We start from the raw sequence: 11,998 nt of genomic DNA, 5'->3' as shown, positions 1-11,998 counted from the left end.
ATCTCAACCTCAATCTTGCCTAAGTATATTTACTCAGTGCCTAATTGAGATGCTCCCGTTTGCTTAGGACATAAAACCCCAAAGATGAGTGGCGACGCTTCGCGTCGCCACTCATCTTTTTTGGAATTACTCAGACTTGCCACAATATTGCCAAAGCGTTTGTTGCAGCTCTAGCCCTCGATTGCCAGTAGCCGTTAAAGTTAGTATTGCCGCTTGCAATGCTCCATAGTCTCCCTGCGATTGATCTCGTCTGACCCTCATTAACTGCCCCTCCATCTCTTTAGCAAACTGTAAATACTTTTCTTGTAAAGATTTAAGCTGACTATCAGCTAGTTGCAAATTTATTAAATCCTGTTTGAGATCACTGGTATAACGTAAGGCTACGCTCAAATCTGTCGTTCCCATTGCACCCGAAGCTTTATCCGTAATTATCGTAAAGAGCTTACATTCAGAAGCTTTATCGCCCTTATCCAGAGATTTTTGATAATTTTCCATGGAAAGCTCGATAGGGGAATGAATTTTAGGGCTATTGTCTGCAACGCCCCGATCAGCAACCATTCCCCATCCAATCGCGAGAATAGATAGAGAGATCAAAGAGAGCAAATTTTGAGTAAGATTTTTTTGAATTTGACGCATATTTTTAAGACTATTTCTTAAGCCTATATAGCAATCCTCACTAAATAAGTAGTTCGGCATAATTAAAAACCAAAACCAGAGAGCATCCCGCCCGATGCGCGGGCGGGATGCTCTTCTAGATTTTAAGTTTACTTATGTCTAGCTACTTACTAATTCACGAAAGTATGACAACACTTTCGTGAATTAAAAACCAAACCTAGTAAGGGTTTCACAAACTAAAAATGGCTACGCCATTTTTAGTTTGTGTATAAATTGAGAGAGACTTCGACTTCGCTCAGCCAGACTATCCCGCTAGGTGAGTGAAGTTGAAGCTCTATTTCCCTCATAAATGTTTAGGACTACTAAGTAGCTGGGCATAATTAAAAACCAGAATCAAAACCTGTAGCGCACGCTGCGCGTGCGCTACAGGTTTTAGGGTTTTATATTTAATTGCGCCTAGCTACTTATAGACATAGTAAATCATTTATGAGGAGATCCTTCTTAAACTTATTTTATACGCTTTGAATTCACAAATTGCACTTAACCAAGAATAATTTACGATCACGATAGTCGAGCTAACTTCTATTATGAAATAAAATCCATAAAGCCTACTAAACAAGATTTACAGCAATTTTTAACATTCAAATTCTTTCAAAATAAATTCAAAACATACGCAAATCACATAATCATGAAATTTGATTAATGCAAGATAAATTATTTGCAAAGGGGATGGGAAATATCAGTTTCAACTATACTAAGAAAGCCCTCTAAAAGTCCTCTGTGGTGTGTAAGAATTTAATGAATTTCAAGATTTATTCGGCTTTTTTAGTTGCATCTTCTATCTTGAGTCCCTTGTTAGACATAGGATTTATTGATAATCGAGCCTTGGCTTTGGAATCCAGCCAAAACTTAAATGGGAACCAGACGATCGCAACTTTCCTTAAGCATTCCGATCCCAATTCATTAAATTCTCAGCCCCTCGAACCCAGCGATCGCATTCCCGATTACTTAGCTCCCACCGAACCGAACCAGACTTTTGTCCCGATAAATGCCCCGATAAATGACCCGATAAATGCCCAGATAAATGCCCAGATAAATACCCAGATAAATACCTCGATTAACTCTGTATCACAACTTTCAGATATCAAAACTACTGATTGGGCATTTACAGCATTACAAAGTTTAGTAGAGCGCTATGGCTGTATAGCGGGCTATCCCGACCAAAGCTATCGCGGTAAACAAGCGATCGCCCGTTACGAATTTGCGGCGGGGTTAAATGCCTGTCTAGATAAAATTAATGAGATCCTAAGTGCGGGGCTAGCCGATAAAATCAGTCAAACCGATCTAGCGACACTCAAAAAACTTCAAGCAGAATTCGCCCCAGAACTCTCAATGCTAAGAGGGAGAGTTGAGGCTCTTGAAACTAAAAGCAGCCAGATAGCAACCCAACAATTTTCCACAACCACAAAATTAAATATTCTCAGTTCCTTCAATCTTAGTAGTGCCTTTAGTAGCGGCAATATTCTTGCGGAAGGATTGCCCATAGCTGGTAGTATCCCCGTGGCGCGATTTGCGGCGCGTAACCCCATCACAGGAAGTCCCATAGTGGGAACGATCACGGGCAAACCCAACACTACCCTCAGTTATTCTAACTATCTACTTCTCACATCTTCGTTTACAGGAAGTGATAGTCTCAATCTAATTTTAGCCATGGGCAATGGGAATCCCCCATCAAGTTTTTATAGCTCGGCTGGATTTTCCAGCACTTTTGGAGTTCCCTATGCCGATTCCAATCCAGTTTTACCTTCAGCCGCAAATACTGTAGGGTTATTTGAGTTTTTCTATAGTTTCCCAATTAATGATAATTTAAGGTTGCAGGTTGGACCGCGCATTCTTCCTTTCCGTCAGTTTGATGTCAATCGATTTACATCCGTAATTAATGGCGCTGGCGGATTAAACTCCTATCAGAGTCCCCTTGCCAATAGTGGATTATCGGGAGCAGGAGCCATTCTAAATTGGCGTATGTCCGAGCAATTTTTACTAAAAGCGGGCTACCTTGCTCGTAACGATAGCTCCTTTACTTACTTTACCGATAGTGCTAATAACCCCAATCGCGGTTTATTTGGTGGCTCTAATCAAATCCTCACCGAACTCACCTACTCACCGAGCGATGCGCTCAATTTACGATTTCTTTATAGCCGCACCTACAATCAAGCCCCTCCTGCGGCTCCCTTGGGTCAACCTAATTTCCCATTCTTCTTGACCTATTCAGTGCGAGGAGTTGTGGATGATGGATTTGGCGGGAGATTGCAGGACAGTACGGGCGATAACTTTGTCTTTAACTTTGACTGGCTCCTCAATAAATCTTTGGGCTTATTTGGGCGCTATTCCTATAGTAGTTTTCGGATTGCACCCGTCAACTTAGCGATCGCAGGGGGGAATGTAAATTTGCAAGCCTTCCAGTTTGGGTTAGCCTTTCCCGATCTAGGGAAGGAAGGAGCGTTAGGGACGATTTCCCTGTCTATTCCTTTTCAGGTGCTTTCGGGACGCAATTTCCTCGTTGCTGGTAATGGCGATGGTGGTACTCAATATGATTTGGAACTAACCTATTCCTATCCCATTCAGAAATTTATCACCCTCACGCCTTCGCTATTTGCTACCTTTAATGCCAATAATTTTAGTAGTAACCCCACAATTTGGGGAGCAGTATTGCGCACACAGTTTTTATTCTAAGCAGTTAAGCATAATTAATACCAATTCACTGAAGTGAGCCAACACTTCAGTGAATTAAAAAACAAACCCAGTAAGGTTTTGAGATTCCAAAAATGGCGTTGCCATTTTTGGAATTGGTATAAAAACCAAAACCAGAGAGCGTATCGCCCACTACGCGGGCGGTAGGCTCTTCTAGGTTTTACGTTTACCTATGCTTAGCTACTTAGATCCGAAATTTCCAATTCAAGATGGAGTAAAGATAATGCTCGATAATGCCATTTGGTCGAGGGATATTACGAATCAACCCCTACCGCCTCTAGTTACAGGGCTTCCATTTTTAGGAAGTATTTTAGAGCTTAGTACCAATAGTCTCAATTTCTTTGTGAAGAGCTATCATGATGTAGGCGAAATTTTTCGGATTAGGGCTGCTCATCGGCGATTTACAGTCTTGGCAGGTTCTGAAGCCAATCAGTTTGTCAACCAAACTGGGGCAGATTTCCTCAGTAGTAAAGATTTTTGGCAAGATTTCGCGAAGGAGTTAGGGACTGAAGAATTACTGATTAGTTTAGATGGCGATCGCCATCAACAGATGCGCCGACTTTTACAATCAGGCTACTCGCGCAATGCCATCATTCATACTTTTCCTGAAACAATTCAAGTAATCACCAATCTGACCAACCGAGTAGAATCGGGACAAAGACTCCAAGTTTTGCCCTTCTTGCAACAAATCATTTGCGAACAATTGGGTATGTTACTAGTGGATTATTCGCCTTCGGACTACTGTGCAGATTTAGTTAAATTTTTAAAGACCGCCTTAAATGTAATGGTGACAAAACAATGGCTGTCATTTTTGTTATACCAACCTTCCTATCGACGGGCAAAACAGAGGGTAATTGAACTAGCAAGGCTCGCGATCGCGAAAAATCGTGCTAGCGCAAGTCAACGCGATCGCCCTAACTTAATTGACGATCTAATTGCTGACTCCCAAAAAGCGCAGCCGATGCTATCAGAAGCGGAATTAATTGCAGCGGCGATTGGTCCCTACCTAGCGGGCATAGATACGGTAGCAAATACCTGTGCCTTCATGCTTTACGCCTTGCTCAAGAATCCTGAAGCCATGGCAAAAGTACAACAGGAAGTTAATCTCCTCTTTCAAAATGGCATCCCCCAAGCCGAACAGTTGCGCGGCATGAGCGCTTTACATGGGGCAGCAATGGAAACCTTGCGGATGTATCCCGTCGCCTCGGCAATTCAAAGAACAGCGATCGCCCCTTTCACTTTTAAAGACTTTCGCGTCGATCGCGGTACAACTTTAATCATTGCGACTACAGTTCCCCATTTCCTACCACAATTTTTCCCCAATCCTCAGGTCTTCGATATTGATCGCTTTCATCCACCCCGCAGCGAACATAAACAAAATGGAGCTTTTGCCCCCTTTGGAGCAGGCGCACATCTATGTCTGGGCAATGGTTTAGCCGAAGTCCAAATCATGTTGACGATGGCAACCCTATTACATCAACTGGAATTTTCGCTAGAATCTCCCAATTACCAAATACAAGCTATCAACAATCCGACCCTGTCACCAGGCAATAGGTTTTATTTGCAAGTCCAAAGGCGAAAATAGGAGAAAACCAATTGTGATTGAGATTTCTGGCTATCAGATTAATTCATTAATTTATGAAGGTTCCCAATCTGTAGTTTACAGAGGCTATCGTCATGACGATCTGCAACCCGTTATCTTAAAAATACTCAAACTCAATTACCCCACCCCCGAAGAAATCGTTCACTACAAATTAGAATACGAAATCTGCAATCGCCTAAGAGATATTGAGGGAGTGATTAAGACCTATGGCTTTACAAAATATAAACAGTTTCGGTATATCACCTTTGAGGATTTCGGAGGCGAGTCTCTCCGCATCTTGAATACATCGCGCCGATTTAAATTGACAGAGATTTTAGCGATCGCCGCCCAAGTCGCAGGGATACTCAGCGAAATTCATGCCGCCAATGTAATTCACAAAGATATCAATCCCACTAATATCGTTTTTAATCCAAGAACTGATCGCGTCAAAATCATCGATTTTGGCATTTCCAATATTTTATCGCGGGAAAGTCCGCAACTTTTCAATCTGAGTCTCCTCGAAGGTACTCTTGCCTATATATCCCCTGAGCAAACGGGCAGGATGAATCGCCCCCTCGATTACCGTAGTGATCTGTATTCTTTGGGAGTGGCTCTCTATGAATTACTTACCAATCAACTTCCATTTATATCTGAAGACCCCAGTGAAATCGTCCATTGCCATATTGCCAAGTTAGCGACTCCACCTCACCTATTCAATCCAGAAATCCCCCTAGTGGTTTCGGATCTAGTCATGAAGCTCTTGGCAAAAAATGCCGAAGAACGCTATCAAAGCGCTCTAGGACTAAAGGAAGATTTAATTCTCTGTAAAAAGCTTTTAGAGGATTGCGGCGCAATTAATGGATTCTCCCTAGGCAAGCATGATGTATCAGATAAGTTTCAAATTCCTCAGAAGCTTTATGGAAGAGAAGAGGACATTTGGTTGCTATTAGCAGCCTTTGAATGCGTAAGTATTGGTCGCTCAGAAGTAATGATTGTCAAAGGAGAAGCGGGTATTGGCAAGTCAGTACTCGTCTCTGAGATTCATAAACCCATTGCCCAAAAACGAGGCTACTTCATATCAGGAAAATTCGATCAATTTCAGCGCAATATTCCCTATAGTGCCTTTGTTAATGCCTTTCACGAACTCGTCAAGCAGCTATTAACGGAAAGCGAGCGTCAGCTCCAGCAATGGCGCGAAAGACTACTGGCCGCCCTCGGAGAAAATGGGCAAATTATTATTGATATCATCCCAGAAATGGAATTGATAATTGGCAAGCAACCATCGGTATTAGAACTCTCGCCCGCTGAAGCCCAAAATCGTTTCAATATGGTTTTTCAGAATTTCGTGCGCGTCTTCACCCGTCCCAGCCATCCACTCGTGATTTTTTTAGATGATATTCAATGGGCAGATGCCGCTTCTCTCCAGCTTTTACAATTACTCATTACTGCCGATGATAGTCGATTCCTATTCTTTATTGGAGCCTATCGTAGTAATGAAGTAGATGCGGTACATCCTTTAAATTTCACTCTCCATCAGATTGCTGCCCATGGAACACCATTAAACGAGATCGAACTACTACCCCTCGGTCGGGCGGATGTCTATAGTTTGGTCGCGGACACACTAAAATGCGATCGCCTTACCATTGTTCCTTTATCCGAACTCGTTCTCCAAAAAACCAACGGGAATCCATTTTTTATTAACGAATTTTTAAAATCACTCTATGAAGAAGGTTTAATCAATTTCGATTTAGAAAAAGGCTCTTGGCAGTGGGATTCAATTAAAATTCAGAACGCAGGATTTACAAATAATGTCATCGATCTGATGTTAGGCAAAATCCAGAAACTATCTACCGATTCCCAAAAGGCTCTCCAGATTGCGGCCTGTATAGGCAATTATTTTGATTCGCAAACTTTAGCCAGGGCCGCCGATCGCGAGCATCGATTGGTTACCGAAGATCTTTTACCTGTGTTATCAGAAGGGTTAATCTTACCACTAACAAATAATTATCAGTTTTTTAGCGTTGATGATGATCACGATCTGACCAAAAATTTTGTCGTGGAGTACAAGTTCCTCCACGATCGGGTGCAGCAAGCCGCCTATGCCCTCATTCCTGAATCAGAAAAGCAAGTTACCCATCTCAAGATCGGTCGCCAATTACATAAAAAAGCCAAGGAGGATGAACTCGAAAATAGAAATGCGATCGAAGAGAGGGCTTTCCAGATTGCGAATCATTTAAATATGGGAATGAGCTTGATCGAGGATAATTTAGAACGACTCGAACTTGCGGAATTAAATTTATTAGCAGGCAAAAAAGCTAAGGATTCCAATGCTTATACTGATGCCCACAAGTATCTCGCGACTGGGATTGCATTACTTCCAACTCAGGCTTGGGAAAACCACTATCAACTCACTTTGTCCCTCTACCATAATGCCGCCGAAGCCGCATATTTAAATACCGATCATGATGAATGTCATCGCCTAGTCGATCTAATTACAGAAAATGCCCAACATATTCTTGATACAGTTGCTTCTTATAAAATCAAGCTTGAAGCCTATACTTCACAACAGAAATTTCCAGAGGTATCCACAACGGTTACCTATATCCTCATGCGTTTGGGAGAATCCTTTCCTACTTCGCCCAATGAGTTACAGGTAGGGCTCGAAGCATTGCTGACAGAATTTAATGCTCGTCGCAAAAGGATCGATAACTGGTGGGATTTACCCACCATGACCGACCCTTACAAGTTGGCAGTATTAGACATTATTACCACTCTCACCGCCGCTACTATCAATTTAAACCCTCTGCTCATCGGCATGGTAATTCTCCGTGTTGTGAACTTGACTTTACAATATGGAATTGCCCCCAATGGCATAATTCAAGGAGCCGCCTATGGATTAATTCGTTGGGTAGTATTTCAGGATATCGAAGGTAGCTATCGCGTCGGTCTAGTGAGCTTGCAATTGATCGAGAAACATCATATTCGGCGTGGCGCGGTATTGACGATTGTCGCCTTTGAGTCTTGTCTCAGACATTGGAAAGAACATTTACGCGAATCCTTGCCCAGTCTGCAAAGGGCAATCCAACTCGGCATTGAACTAGGGGAATATAGCGCCACTGGCTTTTGCGTCTTAGCCTATTGCCTCAATCGTTTTTTCATGGGAGATTCCCTTACTTCGGTAATCCAAAGTTTTCAGGACTATCGAATTTTCTTGGTTCAAAAAATTAAGCAGTCCTATATAGTCGAGCAAATCCAAGCTATACACCAATTATGTCTTAATCTTGCAGGTTTTGGCGAGCATACACCATTTCTCATTGGAGAAGCCTTTAATGAAATAGAACTTCTACCGATCTTTTTAGAGAACAAAAATGGTATTCCTATTTACTATACCTATACGGCTAAGGGAATATCACATTATTTGTTTGAAGATTACAAAACGGCGATCGATGCTTTTCAACAAGCCATCCCCTACGCCCGCTCTGTCGTCAGCGCCTATCCAGTCACCAATCATAATCTGTATCAATCCCTTGCCTGTCTGGGTTTATGTCGGCATTTACCCAAACAGTCTCACCGTAATTATCTCCAACAGGTCGCTCAAAACCAGAAAAAAATGCGCCGATGGGCAAAATACTGTCCGATCAACTTCCAGCATAAATATGATCTAGTGGAAGCTGAGCGCATGGCTGTAGGTGGTCAACAACTCAAAGCCATGGAGTACTACGATCGCGCCATCATCGGAGCCAGAAATAATGAATATATTCAAGAAGAAGCTTTAGCCAACGAACTGGCTGGTAAATTTTATCTGCAAATACATAAAGAAAAAGTTGCCCAAGCTTATTTTCTTGATGCGATTTCCTGCTATCAAAGTTGGGGGGCAACCGCAAAAGTAAAGCACTTAGAAACAAACTATCTGAAACAAGAATCTAATAGTTTCAGCGCGCTCAAATCAAAAATCACTTTTCTTAGCGATCTTTCTACCAGAGATGCGAGTTTAATGAGTACGACCAGTAACTTGATGAGGCTCGACTTAGCTTCAGTTGTAAAAACTTTCCAAGTTCTGTCTGATGAGATCGACTTAGAAAATCTCTTAGCCAAACTAATGAAACTTTTGATCGAAAATGCTGGCGCTCAGGTCGGGTATTTGATTTTGGAGAATGATGGAAATTTTGAAATTGAGGCTTCGGGGAATGCGGAGAACAATCAAATTGAAGTCCTCCGATCGCCAACAATGGACTCGCCAACAATGGATAAGGTTGTGCCTACATCTATCATCAACTATGTCGTGCGTACTCTAGAAAGCATTGTCTTGGGCAATGCCACGCAGGAAGGGATGTTTACTAGCGATCGCTACATTCAAGCCAAACAACTAAAGTCTGTCCTCTGCATTCCGCTCCTCAATCAGGGAGAACTAGCTGGTATCCTTTATATGGAAAATGCACTGGTAGCCGATGTCTTTACAGCTGATCGCCTTGAAGTACTAACCCTGCTATCTAGCCAAGCGGCGATCTCCATCAACAATGCCCGTTTATACACAAATCTCAAACGCTTTAACGAAAATTTAGAACAACTAGTCAGCGATCGCACCCAAGAATTATCACAGGCTCTTAAAAACCTTCAAGCTACTCAGAACGAACTGGTTGCCTCAGAAAAAATGGCAGCCTTAGGAAAACTAGTTGCAGGGGTAGCCCATGAAATCAATACCCCGATTGGTATTGGTGTTACAGCCGCCTCCTTAGTCGTTGATAAAATCCAAGAGATGACCACAGTTTTTAAGAATGGAACGATGAAACGTTCAGATCTAGAAAAATTTATGGATACCGTTCAAAAAAGTAGTGCGATCGTCCTATCAAACTTAAATCGAGCTTCCGAATTAATTCAAAGTTTTAAGCAAGTAGCCGTTGATCAGTCAAGCGAAACAAGACGTTCCTTTAATATTAAAGAATATCTGGAAGAGATTTTACTTAATTTGCAACCCAAGCTCAAACGCACCAAGATTAATGTTCGTATTGATTGTGAAGACAATATTATTCTTGATAGCTATCCTGGGATGATTTCCCAAATAGTCACCAATCTAGTTATGAATTCCTTAATTCATGCCTACGATCCCGATGACAAAGGAACAATCATCTTTACAATTTCCAAAATCGAAGATCGCCTATTATTTGAGTTTAGTGATAATGGCAAGGGTATTGCCAGTGACAATCTAGGCAAAATCTTTGATCCATTTTATACAACTAAACGGGGACAAGGTGGAAGCGGTTTAGGACTTCACATAGTTTTCAATATCATCACCCAAAAACTACAAGGAAATATTACTTGCAAAAGCCAAGTTGGTGTTGGGACAAAGTTTCTGATTCAAATCCCAATTTGTCTATAGTTTGGTATAATTTCAAAGGTTTAAACAAGCAGTAGTTTAAGGAAATTCTTCTAGAATAAAATCGAAGTATTTTCTATTTAGTATATAGAATTTGGATATCTTCTATGATTGATACCGATCCAATAATTGCGGATATTCTAGAATTTGCTGATGAAACTGATGATAATTCATCCCATGATTGTGGTTTTTGGAAAATCTTAATCGTCGATGACGAAAGTGAAATTCATAGTATTACGCAACTATCTTTAGAAGATTTCATTTTCGATCATAAAAAGTTGCAATTCCTAAACGCTTATTCAGGAATTGAAGCCCGTCAATTAATATCCGCACATCCTGATGTGGCTGTCATCTTACTGGATGTCATTATGGAATCTGACGATGCAGGTTTAGTAACCGCCAAATACATTCGCGAAACTTTGCAAAATCGGGCAATGCGAATCATTTTACGAACGGGGCAGGCTGGACTAGTACCAGAAAGACAGGTAATTATCGATTATGACATTGACGATTATAAGACTAAGACAGAGTTTACTTCCCATAGGCTTTTCACAACAATTATTACGGCTTTACGCTCCTATCGCTCCTATACAGAATTAGAATTGCTAAATTGTCAGCTCGAACAACGAGTAGAAGCTCGAACGCTCGAATTACAAGCAGAAATTGAACGACGCAAAAAAGTCGAAATTGCTCTGAAAGAAGCTAATCAAAAACTGGAGTCTTTAGTAAATATTGATGGTTTAACCATGATCGCAAACCGTCGATGCTTTGATAATCGGCTGACGGAGGAATGGGCTTGGCTAGCAAGACAGCGTCAATGGCTCTCATTAATCCTCTTCGATCTAGATTTCTTTAAGTTCTATAATGACTTTTACGGGCATCTGGCGGGGGATGGCTGTCTTACGGAGGTAGCCCAAGCGATTTATAAGCAAGTAACCCGTGCTGGGGATCTCGTTGCTCGTTATGGTGGTGAAGAATTTGCGATTCTCCTTCCCAACACTAATTTAGATGGCGCAATTGTGGTCACACAGAGGATTCAGCAAACAATTCAAGATTTAGCCATTCCCCATCTGTCCTCTATGGTGAAACCGACCGTCACCATTAGTATTGGGATTTCTTCAATTCTACCAACCCCCGAAATTGCTCCCCATAAATTAATCGAAAAGGCCGATCAAGCTCTATACAGAGCCAAACAACAGGGGCGCGATCGCTACTGTACTCATCTCGAAGTATCTAAGTAAAACCCAAGACCAGAGAGAGTACCGCCCGCGTAGCGGGCGGTACTCTCTCTGGTCTTGGGTTTTAGTGAGTTTCCACATCAATCTCTCGCAAAAATTTGGCGCTATCCTCTGGAATAGCAGTATTAATATACATCCCGCTACCCAACTCAAACCCCGCAACTTGAGAGACTCGCGGCACGATCGCTAAATACCAGTGGAAGTAGTCAGACTGCTTATCATCCGTTGGTGAAGAGCGAATTATGTAATTGTAAGCGGGATTATTTAAACGGCGTTGTTGCATAAAAAGGGGGTTAGAAGGTAAATTAAGTATTAAGCAGGAGATGAGACCCCGAAAGATGACAGAGAAATATGAGATCCGCAACTGGTCAGAGTATAACGCAGGGCTGAAACAAAGAGGAAGCCTGACCTTTTGGATTAGCGAAGAAGTAATCGAAG

General features: G+C 41.8%; 5 protein-coding genes and 2 pseudogenes. 5 read left to right on the top strand and 2 right to left on the bottom strand.

Annotation, left to right across the window (positions count from 1 at the left end; all coding sequences use genetic code 11):
* Positions 1 to 126 precede the first annotated feature (126 nt).
* Positions 127 to 636 carry a hypothetical protein gene (locus tag PSE7429_RS16840; RefSeq protein ID WP_009628489.1) on the bottom strand — a complete coding sequence of 170 codons (510 nt, stop codon included), beginning with the start codon at positions 634 to 636 and terminating at the stop codon, positions 127 to 129.
* Positions 637 to 1,413: 777 nt separating this feature from the next.
* Here PSE7429_RS16840 and PSE7429_RS16835 point away from each other — a divergent pair.
* The 4 genes from PSE7429_RS16835 to PSE7429_RS16820 all read left to right on the top strand — a co-directional run bounded on the left by PSE7429_RS16835 (position 1,414) and on the right by PSE7429_RS16820 (position 11,563).
* A complete protein-coding gene (locus PSE7429_RS16835; protein WP_009628488.1) occupies positions 1,414 to 3,348 on the top strand; it encodes an iron uptake porin in 1,935 nt (644 codons plus the stop codon).
* A gap of 190 nt (positions 3,349 to 3,538) precedes the next feature.
* On the top strand, positions 3,539 to 4,951 hold the full coding sequence (locus tag PSE7429_RS16830; protein WP_052017730.1) for a cytochrome P450: 1,413 nt from the start codon (positions 3,539 to 3,541) through the stop codon (positions 4,949 to 4,951).
* 13 nt (positions 4,952 to 4,964) lie between these two features.
* Positions 4,965 to 10,325: a trifunctional serine/threonine-protein kinase/ATP-binding protein/sensor histidine kinase gene (locus tag PSE7429_RS16825; protein ID WP_009628486.1), complete on the top strand. Its 5,361-nt coding sequence runs from the start codon at positions 4,965 to 4,967 to the stop codon at positions 10,323 to 10,325.
* A 104-nt stretch (positions 10,326 to 10,429) separates the two neighbouring features.
* Positions 10,430 to 11,563, top strand: a complete 1,134-nt coding sequence (locus PSE7429_RS16820) for a GGDEF domain-containing protein (RefSeq protein WP_009628485.1) — start codon at positions 10,430 to 10,432, stop codon at positions 11,561 to 11,563.
* Positions 11,564 to 11,624: 61 nt separating this feature from the next.
* Here PSE7429_RS16820 and PSE7429_RS16815 read toward each other — a convergent pair.
* Positions 11,625 to 11,828 (bottom strand): annotated as a pseudogene (locus PSE7429_RS16815) (galactose-1-phosphate uridylyltransferase); the annotation flags it as partial.
* A gap of 70 nt (positions 11,829 to 11,898) precedes the next feature.
* Between PSE7429_RS16815 and PSE7429_RS25715 the strand changes: the two are divergent.
* Positions 11,899 to 11,998, top strand: a pseudogene (locus PSE7429_RS25715) (IS5/IS1182 family transposase); the annotation flags it as partial.

This window comes from Pseudanabaena biceps PCC 7429 (assembly GCF_000332215.1).
Taxonomy (GTDB): domain Bacteria; phylum Cyanobacteriota; class Cyanobacteriia; order Pseudanabaenales; family Pseudanabaenaceae; genus Pseudanabaena; species Pseudanabaena biceps.
This window is presented reverse-complemented; position numbering and strand designations above follow the sequence as displayed.